General features: G+C 64.7%; 20 protein-coding genes. 12 read left to right on the top strand and 8 right to left on the bottom strand.

The window, feature by feature from the left end; all coding sequences use genetic code 11:
* Window positions 1-4 precede the first annotated feature (4 nt).
* The 3 genes from mutT1 to cofC are packed head-to-tail and all read right to left on the bottom strand — an operon-like array spanning window position 5 to window position 3,796.
* Window positions 5-940 carry an 8-oxo-(d)GTP phosphatase MutT1 gene (gene mutT1 / locus B4400_RS00250; protein ID WP_078308934.1) on the bottom strand — a complete coding sequence of 312 codons (936 nt, stop codon included), beginning with the start codon at window positions 938-940 and terminating at the stop codon, window positions 5-7.
* 49 nt (window positions 941-989) lie between these two features.
* A complete protein-coding gene (locus B4400_RS00245; RefSeq protein ID WP_078308935.1) occupies window positions 990-3,125 on the bottom strand; it encodes an RNA degradosome polyphosphate kinase in 2,136 nt (711 codons plus the stop codon).
* A 17-nt stretch (window positions 3,126-3,142) separates the two neighbouring features.
* Window positions 3,143-3,796 (bottom strand): 2-phospho-L-lactate guanylyltransferase, encoded by a 654-nt coding sequence (gene cofC / locus B4400_RS00240; RefSeq protein WP_078309026.1) that lies wholly within the window; start codon window positions 3,794-3,796, stop codon window positions 3,143-3,145.
* A gap of 16 nt (window positions 3,797-3,812) precedes the next feature.
* Between cofC and B4400_RS00235 the strand changes: the two genes are divergently transcribed.
* The 3 genes from B4400_RS00235 to B4400_RS00225 are packed head-to-tail and all read left to right on the top strand — an operon-like array spanning window position 3,813 to window position 7,033.
* Window positions 3,813-4,793 (top strand): NAD(P)H-dependent glycerol-3-phosphate dehydrogenase, encoded by a 981-nt coding sequence (locus B4400_RS00235; RefSeq protein ID WP_286142038.1) that lies wholly within the window; start codon window positions 3,813-3,815, stop codon window positions 4,791-4,793.
* Between the two features lie 4 nt (window positions 4,794-4,797).
* Window positions 4,798-5,910: a cystathionine gamma-lyase gene (locus B4400_RS00230; RefSeq protein WP_078308936.1), complete on the top strand. Its 1,113-nt coding sequence runs from the start codon at window positions 4,798-4,800 to the stop codon at window positions 5,908-5,910.
* 4 nt (window positions 5,911-5,914) lie between these two features.
* On the top strand, window positions 5,915-7,033 hold the full coding sequence (locus tag B4400_RS00225; protein ID WP_078308937.1) for a D-alanine--D-alanine ligase family protein: 1,119 nt from the start codon (window positions 5,915-5,917) through the stop codon (window positions 7,031-7,033).
* 19 nt (window positions 7,034-7,052) lie between these two features.
* Here the strand turns inward: B4400_RS00225 and B4400_RS00220 are convergent, their stop codons facing one another.
* Complete coding sequence (locus B4400_RS00220; protein WP_078308938.1) at window positions 7,053-7,595, bottom strand: DUF3515 domain-containing protein; 543 nt, start codon at window positions 7,593-7,595, stop codon at window positions 7,053-7,055.
* Window positions 7,596-7,612: 17 nt separating this feature from the next.
* Here B4400_RS00220 and B4400_RS00215 point away from each other — a divergent pair, with 17 nt between their 5' ends.
* The 3 genes from B4400_RS00215 to B4400_RS00205 all read left to right on the top strand — a co-directional run bounded on the left by B4400_RS00215 (window position 7,613) and on the right by B4400_RS00205 (window position 10,562).
* Window positions 7,613-8,554 (top strand): thiamine-phosphate kinase, encoded by a 942-nt coding sequence (locus B4400_RS00215; protein WP_078308939.1) that lies wholly within the window; start codon window positions 7,613-7,615, stop codon window positions 8,552-8,554.
* 77 nt (window positions 8,555-8,631) lie between these two features.
* Window positions 8,632-9,312 carry a uracil-DNA glycosylase gene (locus B4400_RS00210; RefSeq protein ID WP_078308940.1) on the top strand — a complete coding sequence of 227 codons (681 nt, stop codon included), beginning with the start codon at window positions 8,632-8,634 and terminating at the stop codon, window positions 9,310-9,312.
* Entirely contained in the window at window positions 9,312-10,562 is a 1,251-nt protein-coding gene (locus B4400_RS00205; RefSeq protein ID WP_078308941.1) for a lipase family protein, read from the top strand. The genes B4400_RS00210 and B4400_RS00205 overlap by 1 nt, the downstream gene beginning before the upstream one ends.
* A gap of 34 nt (window positions 10,563-10,596) precedes the next feature.
* Here the strand turns inward: B4400_RS00205 and B4400_RS00200 are convergent, their stop codons facing one another.
* Both B4400_RS00200 and rpmB read right to left on the bottom strand, forming a co-directional pair.
* Window positions 10,597-11,376 (bottom strand): enoyl-CoA hydratase/isomerase family protein, encoded by a 780-nt coding sequence (locus tag B4400_RS00200; protein ID WP_078309027.1) that lies wholly within the window; start codon window positions 11,374-11,376, stop codon window positions 10,597-10,599.
* A 15-nt stretch (window positions 11,377-11,391) separates the two neighbouring features.
* Window positions 11,392-11,589: a 50S ribosomal protein L28 gene (gene rpmB, locus B4400_RS00195; protein ID WP_005056915.1), complete on the bottom strand. Its 198-nt coding sequence runs from the start codon at window positions 11,587-11,589 to the stop codon at window positions 11,392-11,394.
* Window positions 11,590-11,808: 219 nt separating this feature from the next.
* Here rpmB and B4400_RS00190 point away from each other — a divergent pair, with 219 nt between their 5' ends.
* The 5 genes from B4400_RS00190 (at window position 11,809) to B4400_RS00170 (ending at window position 17,947) form a co-directional block, all read left to right on the top strand.
* Window positions 11,809-13,470 carry a DAK2 domain-containing protein gene (locus B4400_RS00190; RefSeq protein ID WP_078308942.1) on the top strand — a complete coding sequence of 554 codons (1,662 nt, stop codon included), beginning with the start codon at window positions 11,809-11,811 and terminating at the stop codon, window positions 13,468-13,470.
* A 20-nt stretch (window positions 13,471-13,490) separates the two neighbouring features.
* The gene (recG, locus tag B4400_RS00185; RefSeq protein WP_078308943.1) at window positions 13,491-15,731 is read left to right on the top strand and encodes an ATP-dependent DNA helicase RecG; all 2,241 of its coding nucleotides are present in this window, start codon (window positions 13,491-13,493) and stop codon (window positions 15,729-15,731) included.
* Complete coding sequence (locus tag B4400_RS00180; protein ID WP_078308944.1) at window positions 15,728-16,453, top strand: HNH endonuclease family protein; 726 nt, start codon at window positions 15,728-15,730, stop codon at window positions 16,451-16,453. The genes recG and B4400_RS00180 overlap by 4 nt, the downstream gene beginning before the upstream one ends.
* 34 nt (window positions 16,454-16,487) lie before the next feature.
* Window positions 16,488-17,201, top strand: coding sequence for a cutinase family protein (locus tag B4400_RS00175; RefSeq protein ID WP_078308945.1), 714 nt, complete (start codon window positions 16,488-16,490; stop codon window positions 17,199-17,201).
* Between the two features lie 203 nt (window positions 17,202-17,404).
* Window positions 17,405-17,947, top strand: coding sequence for a TetR/AcrR family transcriptional regulator (locus tag B4400_RS00170; protein ID WP_078308946.1), 543 nt, complete (start codon window positions 17,405-17,407; stop codon window positions 17,945-17,947).
* 89 nt (window positions 17,948-18,036) lie between these two features.
* Here B4400_RS00170 and B4400_RS00165 read toward each other — a convergent pair whose 3' ends face one another.
* Together B4400_RS00165 and B4400_RS00160 are read right to left on the bottom strand one after the other, a co-directional pair.
* Window positions 18,037-18,870, bottom strand: coding sequence for an alpha/beta fold hydrolase (locus tag B4400_RS00165; RefSeq protein WP_170914894.1), 834 nt, complete (start codon window positions 18,868-18,870; stop codon window positions 18,037-18,039).
* A gap of 674 nt (window positions 18,871-19,544) precedes the next feature.
* Window positions 19,545-20,429: an LLM class flavin-dependent oxidoreductase gene (locus B4400_RS00160; RefSeq protein WP_078308948.1), complete on the bottom strand. Its 885-nt coding sequence runs from the start codon at window positions 20,427-20,429 to the stop codon at window positions 19,545-19,547.
* A gap of 35 nt (window positions 20,430-20,464) precedes the next feature.
* Between B4400_RS00160 and B4400_RS00155 the strand changes: the two genes are divergently transcribed.
* The gene (locus B4400_RS00155) at window positions 20,465-21,511 is read left to right on the top strand and encodes an alpha/beta hydrolase (protein WP_078308949.1); all 1,047 of its coding nucleotides are present in this window, start codon (window positions 20,465-20,467) and stop codon (window positions 21,509-21,511) included.
* The last annotated feature ends 21 nt before the right edge of the window (window positions 21,512-21,532 follow it).

Raw genomic sequence — 21,532 nt, 5'->3', positions numbered from 1 at the left:
CGCGTCAGCTCCCGGCGGGCAGCGGGCTGTCCAGATGATCTGCGGCCAGCAGCTTCTGGCCGTGTATCGACAGCACCCACATGCTGCCCTTGCGGTTACGTGACTTATCGGGGCGGATACCGTCGCGATCCGCCCACCAACTGATGAGATCCGGGATGACCCGTCCCTGTGTGCATACCACCCGGACGCCGTCGGACCCCGCGATTTCGAGAATTCTGCGATGTGCGCGCTTTCGGTCGGCCCAGTAGGCCTCTTCACTGAGTGCGGGCTCGCTGTAGATCACCGTGTTCAGTTCCTCGGCAAGCGGTTCCACGGTCTGACGGCACCGTAATCGATCTGCGGCGTGAATGGCGCTGGCGCCGAATGCGAGTAATTGACTGGTGAGTGCCTCGGCTTGCGCCCGGCCTTTCTTGTCCAGTGGCCGGAGGGTGTCATCCCCGGAATAGCGTTCCTTTCGCCCCGCCTTTCCGTGGCGCACAATGATCAATGTCCGAGTGTCAATTTCATGCTTTGCGAAGTTTCGCAGCACTTTCCGGTCGACGGCGTAGCTGACCGTCTTGATCGCCCGCGTTATCGGTAGCCATTGAATCTCATCGACTTCATGGTTGGCCTCGAATTTCCCGTCCAAAGCTTGTGCCGCCCAGTACCTGACGCGTTTGGTTCCCTGCGCCACCGGATAACTCACCGACGGCAATCGCCTACCGAGCCGCGCGGTGAAGCCGGTCTCTTCGGCGATCTCACGGACCGCGGCGATTGCCGCCGTCTCACCAGGGTCCAGCTTCCCTTTGGGCAATGACCAATCGTCGTACCGTGGCCGGTGCACCAGTGCTACCTCTATGGAGCCGGCAGTGTCGTCCTGGTCCGGGTCTTCCTGATACCGCCAGAGCGCGGCTCCGGCGGCAAGGACCGCCGCACCGGTCCGGGTGGTCGGATCGGGCACGAAAGCTCCTTCGGGGGAGAGGTGTTCAGCCGGAAGAACGTGGGCTAGCTCACGTCTGCGAGCGGTGCCGTTTCATCATTTCGACCTGATGATCGCGCACCTCCTCGCCGTCCGCAGGTGAAGCCAGCCACTGGCCATCGGACTGCAGTTCCCAGCACCGGGTCCGGGAGTCCAACGCGGAGGTGAACATGTCGTCGAGCTGTGCGGTGAGCTTCGGATCGGTGACGCGTGCAAGGACCTCGACTCGTCTGTCCAGATTACGATGCATCATGTCCGCGCTGCCGATCCAGAATTCGTCGATGGCGTTGAAGTGAATGATGCGCGAATGTTCAAGGAACCGGCCGAGAATGGATCGCACCGTCACGGTGCCGGAGTACTCGGGAACCCCGGGTCGGAGCGCGCAAATCCCGCGCACCACCACCTCGACGGGGACTCCGGCTTGGGAGGCCCGGTACAGCGCATCGATGACCTGCTCGTCGACCAACGCGTTCATCTTCAGCCGGATTCGCGCGTCTTGTCCTGCCCGATGTGCGGAGATCTCGCGGTCTATGCGGTCGATGATCCCGGCGCGAATTCCGTGCGGCGCTACTAGCAGGTTGCGGTAGGAGACCTTCCGCGAGTATCCGGTGAGGGAGTTGAACAGGTCGGTGAGGTCCGCGCCGATCTCCGGCGCGCTGGTCAGCAAGCCGACATCCTCATAGAGCCGGGCGGTCTTCGGGTTGTAGTTTCCCGTCCCGATGTGGCAGTACCGGCGGATTGCAGACCCCTCCCGGCGCACCACGAGCGCCGTTTTGCAGTGGGTCTTCAGGCCGATCAAGCCGTAGACCACGTGCACACCCGCATCTTCCAATGCGCGGGCCCACTTGATGTTGGCCTGCTCGTCGAAGCGCGCCTTGATCTCCACCAGCGCCACGACCTGCTTGCCGGCTTCCGCGGCGTCGATGAGTGAGTTGACGATGGGGGAGTCGCCGGAGGTGCGGTACAGCGTCTGTTTGATGGCCAACACCTGCGGGTCGGCGGCCGCCTGCTCGATAAACCGTTGCACGCTGGTGGAAAACGAGTCGTAAGGGTGATGCACAAGTACGTCACCATCGCGCAAGGTGGAGAAGATGCTCTTCGGTGTCTCGCCCTGGCCGAACGCGGGATGGGTCGCCGGGACGAAGGTCGGGTCCTTGAGCGCGGGACGATCCACGCCGTAGACCTGCCAGAGGCAGGACAGGTCGAGCAGCCCCGGCACCTGCACCACATCACCCGGATGGACGTCGAGCTCGCGCAACAGCAGTTCGAGCATGTGCTCGGTCATATCGTCGGCGACCTCGAGCCGCACCGGTGAACCGAACCGCCGCCGGGCCAATTCCCGTTCGAGTGCCTGCAGCAGGTCCTCGTCCCGATCTTCCTCGACCTCGAAATCCGCGTTCCGGGTGATGCGGAACGCATGATGTTCGACGACTTCCAGACCCGGGAACAGCGCCGACAGGTGTGCGGCGATGAGTTCTTCCATAGGCAGGAAGCGCGAGGTGTGGGCGGCCTGCGCGGACTCGGCACCGTCGGGGCTACGCAGCCTCACGAATCGATCGACGTTGTCAGGCACCTTGATTCGGGCGAAATGTTGGCCGCCTGTCTCGGGGACCTGGACGGTGATCGCCAGGTTCAGGCTCAGGCCGGATATATAGGGGAACGGATGCGCCGGGTCGACAGCCAGCGGGGTCAGTACCGGGAAGACCTGGTCGGTGAAATATGAGGAGAGATAACTCCGCTCGTTCTCCGATAGGTCGGCCCAGGTGACGACGAAGATCCCGTTCTTGGCGAGCTCGGGCCGCACTGAGTCGCTGAACACCCGGGCGTGCTGGACCGAGATCTCCTGTGTGCGCTCACCAATCAGTTTCAACTGCTCTCGTGGCGACAAGCCGTCGGCCGAACGCACGGACAATCCCGTCTCGTCGCGGCGCTTCAGACCGGCGACGCGGACCATGTAGAACTCGTCCAGGTTGGACGCGAAGATCGCCAGGAACTTGGCGCGCTCCAAGATGGGCAGGGATTCGTCAGCGGCCAGGGCCAGCACGCGCGTGTTGAAATCCAGCCACGAGAGCTCCCGGTTGAGGTACCGGTCTTCGGGTAGCTCCTCAGCCGATGCGATCGTGGTTGCGGCCGGGGGAACGCTGGGTGTGGTCACCCTTGTGATCATAGAGTTACCGGACCGGCTCAGAGTGGTAGTGAGGCCCCCAGCTCGCGGGCCGCGGCCAGATCTTCCAGCGTATCCACGTCGCAGCGCAATCCGGGCCAGTTCCCGGTGAGCTCGACCGCTGCTGAATCCCGGTGCCGCCGTGCCGAATCGACTCCGAACAACGGGTTCAGATCGCCGTCGGTGCTGAATAGCGCCGCGGTGCCGGTGCCGTGCCGGTCCGCGACGAAACTGCGTGAGTGATTTCGCGCAGCATGCATCGCAGCCGAGAATTCCTCGCCCGTCACCGCGGGAAGGTCGGCCTGCAACACAACGAGATTGGGTGACGATGCGCTCAGCTGTGCGGCGGCGCTGCGTAGCGCGTTGTTCAGCGGATCGGGGTGGTCAGCGGGAGTGTCATCAAAGATGAATCGTGCCCCGGCCTGTCCCGCCGCTGCCTTGGCCGCAGGATCGGGACTGATCACCGCGACGGTTCGGGCGGCGGTGAAGGCCACGGCGATGGCGTGCGTCAGCATGCCCAGTACCAGCCGTTCCCGCTGGGGTGCGGAAAGCGAGGGCGCCAGGCGGCTCTTGGCGGTCGCCAAGTTTTTGACCGCGATGATCACGCCGAAGTCTGCGTCAGCCTGTCTGCCCACGTTCTCTATGGTGCCAGCCCCGGCTAGGGTGTCTGCCATGGCCACGGCTGCGGTGATGGGTGCTGGTTCCTGGGGGACCGCGTTGGGCAAGGTGCTTGCCGACGCGGGTCACGACGTCAGGTTGTGGGCACGCCGATCGGAATTGGCCGATGAGATCAACGCGACGCATCGGAACTCGGTGTACCTCAGTGATGTGGACCTGCCCGCCTCGATAGTCGCCACGGGGGTGGCCGAAGAGGCCCTGCAGGGCGCCGAGCTGGTGCTGTTGGCGGTGCCATCACAGTCTCTGCGCACCAACCTGACCCCCTGGGCCGACCTCATCGAACCTGGGTCGTCGGTGGTGAGCCTGGCCAAGGGCATCGAGGTGGGCACGCTCATGCGGATGAGCCAGGTCGTCACCCAGGTGCTGGGTACCGATCCCAGCCGGGTCGCGGTGCTGACCGGTCCGAATCTGGCCAGCGAGATCGCCGCGGGCCAGCCCGCCGCCACCGTCATCGGGTGCACCGACTCGACCAGGGCCGTCGCCCTGCAGCGCGCGTTCTCCACGCGCTACTTCCGTCCGTACACCAACTCCGACGTGGTGGGCTGCGAGGTGGGGGGTGCGTGTAAGAACGTGATCGCCCTGAGTTGCGGCATGGCCGCCGGAGTCGGGTTGGGGGAGAACACGATCGCCACCATCATTACCCGTGGCCTGGCCGAGATCACCCGGTTGGGGCTGGCCCTGGGTGCCAGCCACACCACGCTTGCCGGTTTAGCGGGCGTGGGTGACCTGGTGGCCACCTGCACCTCGACACATTCGCGGAACCGGACCTTTGGCATGCGGCTGGGCAGCGGCGAGACGCTGCAGGAGGCGCGTAACGCCGCCGGCGGTAGGGTCGCTGAGGGAGTCACCTCCTGTGAGTCCATCCTGGCGTTGGCATCAAGCTACGACGTCGAGATGCCGCTCACGGAGGCTGTTCATGGCGTCTGTCATCGCGGACTGAGCGTCACCGATGCCGTCGCCCAGTTGTTAGGGCGCAGTACCAAACCGGAGTAAACACATGCCAGAGCCAGGGATATCGACCCGGGCCGTTGTGGCCGCCACCGCTGAACCTGTTGCCGGGCAACCCTTTCTGGCGGGGCCGGTGTTTGCCTCCGCCTATCATCTGCCGGTGCCCGAGGATGACTCGCTGGACACCTACGGGCGTGCGTCCAATCCCACGTGGAGACAATGGGAATCGGGCTTGGCGACACTCGAGCGTGCGGACAATGTGCTGGTGTTCGGCTCGGGTATGGGCGCGATCACTTCGGCGTTACGTGCATTGGTTCGACCCGGGCAGACTCTGGTGGTCCCGGAGGACGGGTACTACCAGACGCGGCGTTACGCTACGGAAAACCTTGCGGCGCTGGGTATCAACGTGATCGCGGCCAGATCGGATCAGATCGTGGCCGCTGCCGCGCAGGCCGATGTGGTGGTGGCGGAGACTCCCTCGAATCCGCGGCTCGACGTTGTGGACCTGGCTCTGCTGGCCCGTGCGACGCATGCGCACGGGGGTGTGCTGGTGGTGGACAACACCACGGCCACTCCGATGGGGCAGCTGCCTCTGGAGCTGGGCGCCGATCTGGTGGTCGCCAGCGCGACGAAGGCGCTCTCAGGTCACAGCGATCTGATCGCTGGATACGTCGCGGGGTCGCGTGAGGACCTCATGTCGGCCGTTGCGCAGGAACGGTCGCGGGCCGGGGCCATCGTGGGTCCGTTCGAAGCCTGGCTGGGGGCACGCAGCCTGGCCACCGCCGGATTGCGCTTCGAGCGCCAATGTCAGAACGCGATCGCGCTGGCGACGATGCTGCGCGAGCATCCCGCGGTGGCTTCCGTGCGTTACCCAGGGTTGGCGAGCGATCCGTCCCATCCCGTGGCATCCGCCCAGATGAGCCGGTTCGGTTCACTGGTGTCGATCGAGTTGGCCAACGCCGACGCCGTGCACGCGCTGGTGAGCAAGAGCACGTTGTTGGCGGCCTCGACGAGTTTCGGTGGTGTACATACCTCGGTGGACCGCCGGGCGCGCTGGGGGGATGCCGTTCCGGAGGGGTTCGCGCGCATCTCCCTGGGCATCGAGGACACCGATGATCTGCTGGCCGACATCGAGGCGGCGCTCGCAGCCGGTACGGTCTGACACTGTGAATGACTCCCGGATCAAGGTCGCGCTCGTCTTCGGTGGACGGAGTAGTGAGCACGCGATCTCCTGCGTGTCGGCCGGCAGCATTCTGCGCAATCTCGACCAGGACGCATACGAGGTGGTCGCAGTCGGGGTCACCCCAGAGGGTGGCTGGGTACTCACCGATGGCGACCCCGCGCAGCTGGCGATCAGCGACCGCACGCTGCCGCAGGTCACGGACGCTTCCGGTACCGAGCTGGTGCTCGCCACCGACCCGCGCCGTGCCGGCCAATTGGTGAACGTTGATTCGAGTGCCGCCGGCCAAGTGCTGGCCTCCGTGGATGTGGTGTTCCCGGTGCTGCACGGGCCGTACGGCGAGGACGGCACCATCCAGGGGCTGCTGGAGCTGGCGGGGGTGCCCTATGTCGGCGCCGGGGTACTCGCGAGTGCGGCGGGCATGGACAAGGAGTTCACCAAGAAGCTGCTGGCCGCCGAGGGGCTTCCGATCGGCAAATACGCCGTGATCCGCCCGCGTGACACCACGCTGACGCTGGATCAGCGGGAGGAACTGGGGCTGCCGGTGTTCGTCAAGCCCGCTCGAGCGGGCTCGTCCTTCGGCGTTTCCCGGGTCACCGCATGGGAGGAACTGCCGGCTGCCATCGCACATGCGCGCCAGTTCGACCCGAAGGTGATCATCGAGGCCGCCATCATCGGGCGGGAACTGGAGTGCGGTGTACTGGAATTCCCCGACGGGGACATCCAGGCCAGCGTGCTCGGCGAGATTCGGGTCGAGGGTGTGCACCAGGATGAGACGGCTGCGGGCGCCTTTTATGACTTTGAGACCAAATACCTGGACGACACCGCCGAACTGGACGTACCGGCCAAGGTTGACGATGACGTGAGCGATCAGATCCGTGAGCTGGCGGTGGCGGCGTTCCGGGCGATCGATGGCCAGGGTCTGGCGCGGGTGGACTTCTTTCTCACCGATGACGGCCCGCTGATCAACGAGATCAACACCATGCCCGGGTTCACCACGATTTCTATGTATCCCCGGATGTGGGCGGCCACGGGCGTGGACTACCCGGCACTGCTGGATGCGATGGTGCGTACCGCGCTGGCACGGGGCACCGGGCTTCGATGAGCGCTCGCGCGAAGATCGTCTAGCGGGGTAGCGGCACCGGGTCGGGTTTGACGGCGGGCAGCGCCTTGGCGATGGCGTCAGACATCTCGATCAGTGGCTCCGAACCCAGACCATCGGGCATGGTCAGCGCGATGTAGACGCCGCGGTCCACGGCGAACCACGTGGTGGTCGCGATCGCGGCGTCAGTGACTCGGAACCACTGCACTGAGTTGATTTGCTCTACCGAGGTCCCGACGGCGAACTCGGCCGGCCGGTCGACACCACAGCGTGCGACAACGGAATTCTTGCCCCGGCGCCACGCGGCGGTAGCGGGTGGCTTGGGTTCGACGATCTGTGCTCGCTTCCAATCGCCAGCTATGTTGCCCGGGTATGCCCTGGTCATATCGATGCAGAGCGGCGAATTAGCCTGTGGTGCAGGAATATTTGTGACCGCTATGGGCTTCTTGTCGTCCTGGAACTGTGCGAACTTCAGGACACCGAAGAGCACGGCGAGGGCCGCGACCGCACCGAAAACCGCGATACCGATGAGGAGCTTGCGTGGCGGGCCGTCTTCGGATTGCACAGGCCTACACTAACCGAGTGCCAAATCTGGGCGATACCGGCGAGTTCGGCGTGATCAGCCGGCTCACAGCGGGTCGTGTGCCCGGCGCCGATATTGAACTCGGCCCGGGTGACGACGCCGCGGTGGTCCGTGCGCCGGATAATCGAGTTCTGGTGTCGACGGATATGTTGGTGCAGGACAGGCATTTTCGGCTTGAGTGGTCGTCGCCGACGGATATCGGCCGAAAAGCGGTGGCGCAGAACGCCGCAGATATTGAGGCCATGGGTGGACGGGTCACGGCGTTTGTCGTCGCGGTGGGCGCGCCCGCGGAAACCGATATCGCATTCCTGGATCAGCTCAACGAGGGAATCTGGGCCGAAGCGGCGCGGGTCCAGGCGTCCATCGCCGGCGGAGATCTGGTGGCCGCGCGTGAACTGGTGGTCTCGGTGACGGCGCTCGGTGATCTGCAGGGGCGCGCTCCAGTAACTCGGGACGGCGCCACCGTGGGAGACATCGTCGCCGTCTGCGGTGCGCTCGGTACCTCAGCGGCGGGCCTCCGCTTGTGGCAAGACGGGATTGACCAGTTCTCCGAGCTGCGTCAGGTACACCTGGTGCCGTCGCCGCCCTACGGACAGGGACGCGTCGCCGCGTTGGCTGGTGCGACGGCGATGACGGATATCTCCGACGGGCTGCTGGCCGATCTGGGGCACATCGCCGAATCGAGTGCGGTCCGCATCGACCTGAGCTCACCGAGCCTGGAGCCGTATCTGGTGCCGGTGGCGGGCGCTTCGGGACTGCTCGGGGCCGATCCCTGGGAATGGATCTTGACCGGCGGCGAGGAGCACGCGCTGGTCGCGACGTTTCCCGGGACAGTCCCGGCGGGCTGGGTCGCGATCGGTGAGGTGCGCGCGGGAGACCCAGGGGTAACGGTCGACGGCAACGCGTGGACACAACGGATGGGATGGGATTCGTTCGGTTGATGTCTTCGCGCAAGCGGCTCATCCCTGACCCGATGTCTTCGCGCAAGCGGCTCATCCGTGAGCTAAGTTGACTCTTCGTGACTGCCCGACCCCTCACCGAGCTGATTGATCCCGGCTGGGCCGACGCGCTGGAGCCCGTTGCCGAGCAGGTGACCAGGATGGGGGAGTTTCTGCGCGAGGAGAACTCCTCGGGTCGCGGATACCTGCCCGCTGGGGCAAATGTGCTGCGCGCCTTCACCTATCCGTTGGCCGATGTCCGGGTGCTCATCGTCGGACAAGATCCATACCCGACGCCCGGGCACGCCATGGGTTTGAGCTTCTCGGTGGCCGCCGAGGTGCGGCCGGTGCCGCGCAGCCTGGCCAACATCTTCGACGAGTATCAGAGCGACCTGGGCCTGCCCAAGCCTGCCAACGGCGATCTGACGCCCTGGTCACAACAGGGAGTGATGCTCCTGAACAGAGTGCTGACGGTACAGCCGGGCAACCCGGCCTCGCATCGAGGGAAAGGCTGGGAGGCGGTGACCGAATGTGCGATCCGGGCGTTGGTTGCGCGGGATGCACCCTTGGTCGCCATTCTGTGGGGACGTGACGCGGCGACACTCAAGCCGATGCTGGGGCCTGGCGTGCCCACTGTCGAATCGGTGCATCCGTCGCCGCTGTCCGCATCGCGCGGATTCTTCGGCTCCAAGCCATTTAGCAGGGCCAACGAACTGCTGGGCGGATTAGGTGCCCGGCCGATCGATTGGCGGCTGCCGTAATGCGTTGGTCGACCGGCGCATTGACCGCCGTGGGCGGTCTGACGGCGGCCTTGGCAACCGGCGGCTCCGCGCTGCGCACCCCGGCTGTGGTCGACCGGCTCAACGCTTGGGCGGCCCGCCGGCTCACGGAGGAACAGCGAGCCGACCCGTACTCGGCGATCCTTCCGACGCCCATCAGCGGCGACGACTTCTACAGTGATCCGGGTGATCTGAGCCTGCTGGCGCCGGGGGAGGTCATTCGTGCTGATCGAGTGACGCCGAGGCTTCCCTTACGCAAGGCGACCATGCAGCGAATCATGGTGCGTTCCACCGATACCGCGGGCAATGCCGTCCCTGTGACAGCGGCGTTGATCGAACCGGATCGTCCATGGCATGGACCCGGCGCGCGTCCGGTGGTGGTACGCAATCAGGCGATCAACTCTCTGGGACTCAAGTTCACGCCGTCCTACCGTCTGGCGCATCTCTGGTACCGGGATAACCCGCCGATGTTTCCGTTCCTGTCTGCCCAGAATTACGCCGTGCTGTTTCCGGATCATGAAGGACCCCGGATGTCGTATGCGGCCGGCAAGATGGCGGGGCATGCGGTACTGGACTCGGTGCGCGGAATGATTTCGGAGCGGCCGGACCTCGCTGATTCGCCGATTGTGATGCACGGATACAGCGGTGGCGCCATCGCCACGGTATGGGCAGCGCAGCTGCAACCGACATACGCGCCGGAGCTACGCATCGCGGGCGCGGCCGCGGGAGGCACCCCCACCGATTACACCCTGCTGCACGGCAGCATGAATCGCGGTCTCGGGGCGGGGCTCTTTTCCGCTGCGGTCATTGGTCAGGCTCGCGAGTTCCCGGAATTGGCAACGATTTTCGGCGAATTCGCGCTCTACGGCGCGATCCGGGCCAAGGACTTTCCGCAGCCCCCGCTGGCGGCGGCGGGTCTGCTGCGATTTGACCTGGACCTGCTCTCGGCGATCGAGGCACCGTTCGAATCGGAGCTGGGGCAACACGTTATCCGCGCCAACCGGCCCGGTGACCTCACGCCGACGATGCCGGTGCTGCTGTATCACGGCTCGCGCAGCAAGGCGGTCGGCGATCTCTTCATTCCCGAAAAAGGCGCCCTAGCGCTGCGCGATACCTGGCGCGCCAACGGTGCCGACGTGGACTACTGGGCTCTGCCCGGTGAACACATCACCGCGGATATGGTCGCGATCCCGTGGGTCATGAACTGGATACGCAAGAAACTGCAGGGCTGAGCGGCTGCGCGAAGACCGTCGAACTCGGCTAGATCTACGGCCAGACAGGCTTGCGCTTGCCGACGAAGGCATCGACACCCTCGATACCCGTAGGGCTGACTGAGGCCTCGGCGATGCTGGCCTGCTCCAGGTCCAGCTGTGCGTCCAGGGTGTTGTTCGCGCTCAGGCGCAGCAGACGACGGATGCGGTTCTGCGCCTCACGCGGGCCGGCCGCGAGCTTCTCGGCGGCCGCCACAGCGGTTGCCTGTACCTCGTCGTCGGCCACCACGCGGCTCAGCAGTCCCATGGAGAGCGCCTCGGGTGCCTCGACGACGCGATCCGTCAGCAGGATGTCCGCAGCACGCGCCTTGCCGACCACGCGGGGCAGTGCCCAGGACATGCCACCGTCAGAGGAGTACCCGATTCCCGGGTAAGCGGCGCGCAGCTTGGTCGACTCGCCGCCGATCGCGATATCGGCCAGCAGCACCAGACTCAGACCACCGCCTGCGGCCCACCCGTGCACCGAGGCCACTACCGGACGATCTGCGGCGTTCACCGCGCGCACGAACTCATGCAAGCGCCCGGCGAGGTCGTTGAGCTTGGCAGCCCGGTCCTCGGCGGCGGCGAAATCGCGCACATTGCCACCCGCGCAGAAATTGGCCCCGCTGCTGGTCAGCAGGATCGCACCGACCTCGGCGGGTAAGTTCTGCAGCACAGGAACCGCAGCGTCGACTCCCGTGAAGTCCAGCGAGGTCCCGGCCGCCGCGGTGGCGATGGTGATGTGCAGAACGCCGTTGTGAACGGCGACGTAGTCAGCAGACTGCGTGGAAGACACGGCGGTCACGACCGGTCAGGCGCCGCGAACTACCTTGCCGGCCTTGATGCAGGAAGTGCAGGCGTTAACGCGCTGCTTGTTGCCACCGGGGGAGGTGACGGCGTGCACCGTCTGGATGTTCGGGTTCCAGCGACGGTTGGTACGCCGGTGCGAGTGCGAAACCGACTTGCCGAAGCCGGGTCCCTTGCCGCACACGTCGCAGACGGCAGCCATAGTGAAACTCCTCAAGTTCGCGATTACGGCCGCCTTCTCAGCTCTTCGCGCAAACGCTTATCACGAAGCCAGAGCCGGGGCGGCCCACAACCCTGCAAGAATAGCCTGACCGGCCTGTGAACACCAAAATAGGCGTCAATGAGGCCCCCGCCAGCGGGGGATCCCCAGCTTCAGCGAGACCATTCAACTCTGTCAGCTCCGGTAGATAGGCTTCCTCACATGCAGCTCTCGGTGTTGGACAGCGCTGCGCTGCTCCATTGGGCGCGAGCCTCGGTCGACGGGCTGATCGCTCGCAGCGACGAGATCAACCGGTTGAATGTGTTCCCGGTCGCCGATGCCGATACCGGTACCAACATGCTGTTCACCATGCGTTCGGCGGTGAACGCCGCCGAGGCACTGGGGGAAGGCGTCACGGTCGCCCAGGTCGCCGCGGCGCTGGCCCGGGGCGCAGTCCATGGCGCCCGCGGGAACTCGGGGGTCATCCTGTCGCAGATCGTGCGTGGGATCGCCGACGCCGCCGCCGACCAGGACGACATCGGGGCCGAGGTGGTGCGCCGGGCGCTTCGACAGGCTTCGCAGTTTGTGATCTCTTCGATGAGCACTCCAGTCGAGGGCACCATCGTGTCGGTGCTAGCCGCTGCCGCCGAGGCAGCCGACCGGGCCGCCACCGATGGTGCGCACGCCGACGATCTACCTAGCCTTGTCATCACCGCCGCCGATGCCGCCGTCGCGGCGCTGGAGAAGACTCCCAAGCAGCTCGACATCCTCGCCGATAACGGTGTGGTCGATGCCGGTGCTCGCGGTCTCGTCGTCATCCTCGACGCGCTGGTGTTGGTGGTGGCCGGGGAGCTGCCCACACGCCGTGAGTACAGCCCGTCGCCACCCAAGAACGCGCCCTCACAGGTGTGGGTGGCTGGGCCCGGGCGCGGTTCGGGCGGCCTGAACCTGGATCCGCCACGGGAGCTGCCGCCGGAGTTCGAGGTGATGTACCTGTTGTGCGGGTGTGATGAGCTACAGATCGCGGATCTGCGAGCGCAACTCGACGGGATGGGCGATTCCATCGCCATCGCCGGAGACGGCGATATGGGGTACTCCGTACACGCACACGTGAACGATGCCGGAGCGGCCATCGAGGCCGGGATGAAGTTCGGTATTCCGCAATCGATCCAGATTTCCTCGCTACGCGGTGATGTGGGTGGGGGACATCACGATGGGCGTCACCGGCACCGCCGGGTGCTGGCGCTGGCGGAGGGTGATGGCGCGGCCACACTGTTCTCCAGCGAGGGTGCCCAGGTGTTGCGCGTCGATGAACCTCCTGCGAGTGCGAAACGTCTCCTGGATGCGGTAGTCGACAGCGGTGCGCACCAGATCATGGTGCTGCCCAATGGATTGATGTCGCCCGAGGAACTGGTGGCGGTCTGTGCGGCCGCGCGCGGATGGGGCATCACGGTCATTCCGCTGCCCTCGGCATCCATGGCACAGGGGCTGGCGGCGCTGGCCGTGCATGATCCGGAGCGAATGGCAGTCGACGACAGCTACACCATGGCGCGGGCAGCGGGCGCTACCCGGTTCGGGTTGGTGCGGGTAGCCACCGAGCGCGCTCTGACCTGGTCTGGAACGTGCGAGCCGGGAGATGCGATGGGCATCATCGGCGATGAGGTGCTGGTGCTGAACCATGATGTCGCCAATGCCACAAAGGCTTTGGTGAGCATCATGTTGTCCTCCGGCGGAGAGCTCGTGACGGTGCTGCTGTCGGACAAGGCGGATGAGTCCCTTGCCGACGCGTTGATCGAGCACACTCGATCGCACCACGGCGGTGTCGAGGTGATGATCTACCGCACTGGGCAACACTCAGACGTCGTTCATATCGGCGTCGAGTGACAGGTCTTAGCAGGGGATAGATGGCGCAACTTTCCGATCGTCTCGATCATGTATTGGGGCATAAGGCATCCGACGTTCTCGACGCCGAGTTCGGTCTGCTGACCGTCGAAGACCTGCTCCATCATTACCCGCGCCGATACAGCACCGATTTCAGTCTGCGCGACGAGCAGGACGGTGAACGCGCCAAACCCGGTGAGCACACCACGCTGGTGGGGTTCATCACCTCGGCGGAACTGAAGAGCATGCGCAACCGCAAGGGGCAGTTTCTCTCGGTCATGCTGGGAAGCGCCCCGCATGCCGTGCAGGCCACGTTCTTCCATCCGCACAAGGTGAAACGTGATCTGCAGGTGGGCAACCGGGTGATGCTCTCGGGTGCGGTCGGAGAATTCCGGGGTAAGCCTCAACTGACCCACCCCGACTATCTGGTGCTGGAAACCGCGCTCGGTGAGAGCACCGAAACGCGGGGGAGTACCGCGCTGCGCGGTATCGCCGGAACGGCGCGCGATGCGTCTACGGCCATCTCGGCGTTCGAGCGCAACGTGTTTCCGATCTATCCCGCAACCAAGAACCTGGAAAGCTGGGACATCTACCGGTGCATCGACCAGGTGCTTGCCCAGCTGGATCCGGTGCCCGAGGCGCTGCCGGAAGCCGTGCTGGCAGAGCACAACCTGATGTCCCTGGACGAAGCCCTGCGCAAGATCCACATGTCGGAGGACTCCTCAGAACAAAAGCAGGCGCGCAGGCGCCTGGCGTTCGATGAGGCGCTGGGTCTGCAACTCGCGCTGGCCATACGGCGCGGCAGTGACATCGGATCGGCGGGTCCGTCCATGCCGCTCACCGCAGGGAAGCTACGTGAGGATCTACAGCGCCAGCTGCCCTTCGAGCTCACCGAGGGACAGCAGCAGGTTGTCGCCGAAATCGGGGAGGACCTTGCCGGGGTCAAGCCGATGAACCGGCTGCTGCAAGGAGAGGTGGGTTCCGGTAAGACCGTCGTCGCGCTGCTCGCGATGATGCAGGCCATCGATGCCGGTTATCAGTGCGCACTCTTGGCTCCCACCGAGGTGCTGGCCGTTCAGCACGCCCGGTCGTTGCGCGCGATGCTCGGATCTTTGGCCACCGCAGGCGAACTGGGAGCTCCCGACGACGCGACCAGCATCGCGCTGCTCACCGGATCGATGTCGCCGGCGCTCAAGAAACAGGTCAAGGCCGATGTCGCGACCGGACTTGCCGGCATCGTCATCGGGACCCATGCGTTGTTGCAGGACTCGGTGGATTTCCACAATCTGGGCCTGGTGGTCGTCGATGAACAGCACCGGTTCGGCGTTGAGCAGCGGGATCGGTTGCGGGCCAAGGCCCCCGACGGCATCGTGCCGCACTTGCTGGTGATGACGGCGACTCCGATCCCGCGCACGGTGGCGCTCACGGTGTTCGGTGATCTGGAGACCTCGACATTGCGGGAGTTGCCGCGTGGGCGCCAGCCCATCACCACTACCGCGGTGTTCACCCGCGAGAAGCCGGGCTGGCTCGCGCGGGGTTGGGAGCGGATCGCCGAGGAGGTGGCCGCGGGCAGGCAGGCCTACGTGGTGGCCTCGCGGATCGACCCGGACGACAAAGATTCCGGCCCTGAGGATGCAGAAGAGAAGCGCCCGCCGCCGGTGCCCGTCACCGACTTGTACGAAACCATCCGCGGTTCACTGCTACCGGGGCTGCGCATTGGACTGCTGCACGGTCGGCTGCCGTCGGAGCAGAAGGATGCCGTGATGACGGCGTTCAACGCGGGTGAGATCGATGTTCTGGTGTGTACCACCGTGATCGAAGTGGGCGTGGACGTTCCCAATGCCACTGTGATGCTGATCATGGACGCCGACCGGTTCGGCATCAGCCAGCTGCACCAGCTGCGCGGTCGCGTGGGCCGTGGCGGCAACAAGGGTCTATGCCTCTTGGTAAGTCCCAGCAGCCCTGCGGGTTCGGCGGGACGGCGGTTGCGTGCGGTGCAGGACACCCTGGACGGGTTCACCCTGGCCGAGCTGGACCTGGAGGAGCGGCGCGAGGGCGATGTCCTGGGGCGCGACCAGTCCGGGCGCGCGGTGAATCTACGGCTGCTTTCGCTGATGGATCACCGCGACATGATCGAGACCGCGCGGGACATGGCGGTGCGGGCGTGTGCCGAGGACCCCGAGCTGACGAGACAACCGGCGCTGGCGGGTATGGCGCGACGTTTCCTGATCGCCGATCAGATCGAGTACCTGGATAAATCGTGAGGAATCGCACCGTGCTCATCGTCGCCATCGCCGCGGCGATCGCGGTGGTGGTGGCGTATCAGGTATCGGCTCGGTACCGGCTGCAACGTGCCAATGCCGTTGCCGGGCAATCGAATATTCCGACCCTCGCCCCTGGTCAAGATCCGCTGGCCGGAGTGATGGTGATACCCAAACGGGTTCGAGGCAAGGACTACGAGCGTGCCGAGTTCGGTGATGCCTGGTCCGACGACACCGACGCTCCCGGTGGACGCAATGGTTGCGACACCCGCAACGACATCCTGAACCGCGACCTGACCGACAAGAGCTTCGTGTTCACGCGCAGATGTCCCAGTGCGGTGGGTGCCGGGATGCTGCACGATCCCTACACGGGAGCGCTGGTGGCCTTTACTCGCGGGCCCAGCAGCGGCGAAGCGGTCCAGATTGATCACATCGTTCCGCTGGCGTACGCATGGGACATGGGCGCGCGTGAATGGCAACCGTCGATGCGCTGGCGCTTTGCCAATGATCCCGCGAATCTCATCGCCGTGCAAGGTCAAGCGAACAAAGACAAAGGTGATGCGGGGCCCTCGGGCTGGATGCCGCCGAATAAAGCGTTCTGGTGCCAATACTCCATGCAGTTCGCGGAAGTGGTTCGTGGATACCATCTTTCGCTCGATGAGCGATCGGCTAAAACCATCCGTGAGGCGGCGCAGACCTGTCCACAACCGTTGAATCTGTGGTAGACAGGAACGGAAGCCCGAACAGGTGGTGGTCGTTATGAAGAGAGTTCGGTGGGGCTGGTTACTTGCCATTGTGGTCATGTGCGCCCTGATTAGTTCGCCCGTCGGCATACCGTCAGCAGCTGCTGCCGCATGTCCCGATGTGGAGATCGTGTTCGCGCGAGGCACTTTCGAGCCTCCGGGTGTCGGCGGCACCGGAGAGGCATTCGTCAGCGCGCTGCGTGCGCGTACCAAGGGCAAGTCGGTGGAGGTCTATCCCGTCGAATATCCGGCGTCCCTAGCCTTTGCGACCGCGGCTGACGGCGTCATCGACGCCAGCAACCGGGTTAAGGATATTGCGGCGCGGTGCCCCAACACCAAGATCGTGCTGGGTGGCTTCTCGCAGGGTGCGGCAGTGGTGGCCTATACCACCGCGGACGCGGTGCCCCCGGGCTTCGAGCTGCCGGAGGGGATCACCGGGCCGATGCCACCTGAGGTGGCAGACCACGTCGCGGCGGTGGCGCTGTTCGGCAAGCCGTCCACCGGATTCCTGCAACGCATCGACAACACGGCCCCGCCGATCAACATCGGGCACCTCTACGCGGACAAGACGGTCGATATGTGCAACCCGGAGGATCCGATTTGCTCCCCGGATGGCAACGACAACACCGCGCACGGCTCGTACGGAGACAACGGGATGACCAACCAGGCCGCGGACTTCGCCGCGCGGGAGATCAACTCACCCACGGCATCGGTCAGCGCATCTCGATGAGTTCGATCGTCGCCTCGATCACCGCGATATCGGACACCACTGGTACGAGGATCGATTAACCCATCGAGCCCGGACTAGCTCGGCTCCCTCGTCGTTCGGTCGTGGCTTAGTTCCGCGTCAGCGCACCAAGTCGACCCTGCCGAATATGAGACGATTATGTCGCATATGAGATACCGCTATTCGCGGAGCAACCGGGAGGGCCAATGGCTGTGAGTCGTGACAGCTTGTTGCATGCGGCGGCTGTCTTCTTGGGTAGACAGCCGGCGGCGACGATGGACGAGATCGCGGCGGCGGTGGGAGTGAGTCGCGCGACGCTTCATCGACATTTTGTGGGCCGAGCCGCATTGATAGAAGCACTGACCATGCTGGCGGTGAGCAATATGGAGTCGGCGTTGGCCGGAGCGCGGTTGACCGAGGACTCGGCGACCGATGCCCTGGAGCGGCTGGTTGGGGCGTGTGAGCCGATAGCAGACCAACTCGTTCTCATATATACCCAGTATCAGAATCTGGACCTTCCGCAGACTCTTGAAGGCTTTTCAGGTGTTGAGGGTCAGATCACCGCGTTGTTCGCGCGAGGGCAAAAAAGCGGCCAGTTCCGTACCGATTTGACGGCGGTGTGGCTTACCGAAGCCTTCTTCAGCCTGGTCACCGGCGCGGCCTGGGCTATTCAGACGGGAAGGGTTGCCCGCCGAGACTTTTCCCACATGATCGCCAGTCTGATGCTGCATGGGGTAGACACTCCCTGAGGCGTCAGTGGGCGGTACTGGCTGTGCCGCCAAGGGATTCGCTTGTCACTGGCAAGCATTCTGGGCACGTTCACAGAGCGCCAGGCTGTTTAGCGTTGTGGGCAGGTTTGTGGTGCCGGCAGACCGCCATGGGCTGCGAGAAACCGTTGTTGTTCACAGAAGGAATCGTAGAGGGGTTGTATGTGGCCCTGTCCGGGTAACACGAGGTCCTCAATTTCTGATCCTTGTTGGCGGAGACTGTCGATAAGTTTGAGCGTGCCAGCCGTAGGGACGATAGTGTCGGCGTCCCCGGTAATGATTAATACAGGGCCATTAGTAGGTCCGTTGTCCGGATTTCCATATATTCTCAGGCGTTGGCTTAGTTCTGCAATTGTTCGAGAATCATGGAGAAAGATGTCAGCTCCAGGCAGACTTCTTGTGTTATTCAGCAGGTCTGCCAGGCACGTATTGTTTCGCACCTCGTCCACGATTTTCTGTCCTTGTGGCGACAAAATCTCTTCCAGATGTATGTTTTGATCCGCAGCGGCAGCGCCGATTAAAACAAAGAGGTCCAGGGCTGGAGCGAATGGGTCAGTGTCAGTCCCGTCGATCACCGCCTGAAGCGCACTCTCTGCCGAGTTGCCTGGACCGATCGCGATGACGGCCTTAAGACCGCTGGGGCGCTGGCCCTTGGCACCTGCACGTGTGGCAGACAGTGCTGCCGCCCCACCTTGCGAATGTCCGATGACGAACCAATTCTCGGATAAATGGGGGTTAATTTGGTGGACGGCCGGGACGATATCGGCCACCGCATTACCCTGGTCGATGGCACCCATGTACGTGTGATCGCCCGGGGTGCCTAAACCGATATAGTCGGTGGCCGCGACCGCGTAGCCCGCATTCAATAGCGACTTCACGTACTCCCCGTTAAATTCGCCACCCATTGTCGGGGAGTGGGAGGGGGCACAGCGGTCCGCAATACCCACTGTTCCGTGCGCCCAGGAAATCAGTGGCCAGCCTCCGGCGGGTACTTCTCCGTGTGGAATCAGCAAAACTCCACTGACAACAACATCCTGCCCCCGTGAATTCACTGAGCGATACAGAAGGGTTGTCCGACTCGACGCTCCCAAACCCACGTCCGCGCCCTGGTCGGCCGAGGCAATCAAATCGCCACGATTGCCGTCCGGCAAGCGGGAGGGTACGTCGTAAGTGCCCTGAGAATCCGTAGTCACCTGAAAATTCATGTGCGTGCGCTCCGGTGATGATTGAGGCGAGGAGCACCCGATCAAAGCCCCGGCCAAGATCACCACTCCGGCGACAGCGCCCCATCTCCGGTCAAAACTCCTGGACACCACAACCACTCCTTAAACGGGCGTCACCCGCCCACCCATGCGCCATAATCGACTCAAATGATACATCATTGTCTCAAGGGCGAGGGTTCCTCGCTGCACCGCACACTTCGGAGGAAAAGTCGTATGCCTCGCGGACGCGTTCCTCAGGCTGCATCTGAATCACCGCCTGCTCGAGGCGCTTTCGCCTCTGTGGCCCGGCTCGCCACCCATTGTGCGGCGGGGGGAATCGCCCGGAGCATGGGAGCTCAACTCACCCGCGGAATCGGTCAGCGCGTCTGGATGAGTTCGATCGTCGCCTCGATCACCGCGATATCGGACGCCCCTGGTACGAGGATGAATTCATCGAGCCCGGCCTCCTCGGCTCCATCGAGGGTCCGGCGCAGCGCGTCGGCATCGAAGTTGGTCAACGTCTTCGGGACGTTCTCGGCTATCTGAGGTCCGAAGATCGCAAGGTAGTCGCTGGTGAACTGCTTGAGTTCGGACTCGGCGGCGGGAATCCCCAGCGTGTAGAAGCACCCGCTCGAGAGCAGCGGCGGCTCGCTATGGCCGGCCTCTTGCCATGCCGCACGCGCGGCCGCGGCTGAGTAGGCAAGCTCGGCGGGCGCCCCGGAAACGCTGAAACCGGTGATGCCGTCGGCCCATTGTGCCGCGCGGGCCAGCGATTTCGGGCCGATCGCGGCGGCGACGATGGGAGGTCCGCCGGCCTGTACCGGCGGGGGACCCACCGGGTCGGCGCCCCCGAACGGAGCCTCGCCCCGCCAGAGCCGCCGCAGCTCGGCCACCTGGTCATCGAGACGCTGGTGGCGTCGGTCGAAGGACGCGTCCAACGATCGGTAGTCGTGTTCTCGGCCGCCCACACCCACACCCAGGGTGAACCGGCCCTCGGACAGCACATCCAGCGTCGCGGCTTGTTTCGCGACCAACGGCACCGGATGCGCCGGCAGCACAGAGACATTCGCGAGTATTCGGATGCGTTCGGTGACGGCCGCCGCTGCCGCGAGCGTCACCCACATCTCCTGGTTGTGATACGAAATCCGCTCACCGGAGGAGATCGTGGAGAACCCTCCCTCCTCGGCGAGGCGGGCCCAGGTGATCGTCGACTCGCGGGTGTACTCCCGGCACATGAAGGGCAGGGCAATGCCGATATCCATACCGGCAGCCTAGGAGTACTCGCTACGGTTACGGCGTGAGCCTTCTACGCGACCTCGCCCTGCGTGTCAGCACCGCCGCGACACCGCACATTCCCCTCGTGATTCGACGAGCCATGGCCGGTCGTCAGGTGATCATCGACGGCAACATCCTCGACCCGTCGACTCAGCTGCTGCTGCGCGGAATGGAGCTGATGGGGGAGGGTGAGATCACCAAGGGTGAGGACGTCGAGGAGAGTCGCGCCAACATCCGCAAGCAGTCGGCGCTGCTGTCCTTCAGCACCCCCGTCGGGCAGGTGCGCAACTTCTCCATTCCCGGCCCCGCCGGGCCCATCCCGGTCCGGCATTACCGGCCGGTGGTCGAGAACACCGGTGCCGTGCTGGTGTTCTTCCACGGCGGTGGGTGGGTGATCGGCGATCTGGAGACGCATGATCAGGCCTGCCGGCAGACCTGCCGTGATGCGGGTGTGCCGGTGCTGTCCGTGGACTATCGGTTGGCCCCCGAACACCCGGCACCCGCGGCGGCCGAGGATTGCCTGGCTGCCTATCTCTGGGCCGTTGAGCATGCCGGTGAACTCGGCGCCACGCCCGACAGGGTCGCGGTGGGTGGCGACAGCGCCGGCGGCAACCTCGCTGCCGTCGTCTCTCAGCAGGCGCGCGACACCGGTGCACAGCTGCCGCTGCTGCAGTTCCTGATCTACCCGGCCGTCGACTTCACCGTGCGGCGGCCGTCCCGCGATCTCTTCGCCGAGGGCTTCTTCCTCACCAAGGCGGCCATGGACATGTTCGAAGGTCACTATTTTGACGGGTCCGATGTCGACAAGGCCAACCCCCAAGTGTCACCGATTCTGGCCGCGGACCTGTCGGGATTGCCTCCGGCGCTCATCACGACCGCCGGTTTCGACCCGCTGCGCGACGAGGGGAACGAGTATGCGGAGAAGCTGCGGGCCGCCGGAGTGCCGGTGGACCTGCGGGTACAGGGTTCGCTGATCCACGGCTTCTACAACATGGCCCGGCTGCGCGGTGCACCGGCGGCGGCCGTGGACGAGCTGACCTCGGCACTGCGCGCACACCTGTCTCGCTAATTTCTGCCCGGTAGGCTGTGC

This window comes from Mycobacterium sp. D16Q13 (assembly GCF_002013375.1).
In the GTDB taxonomy this organism is placed as follows: domain Bacteria; phylum Actinomycetota; class Actinomycetes; order Mycobacteriales; family Mycobacteriaceae; genus Mycobacterium.
This window is presented reverse-complemented; position numbering and strand designations above follow the sequence as displayed.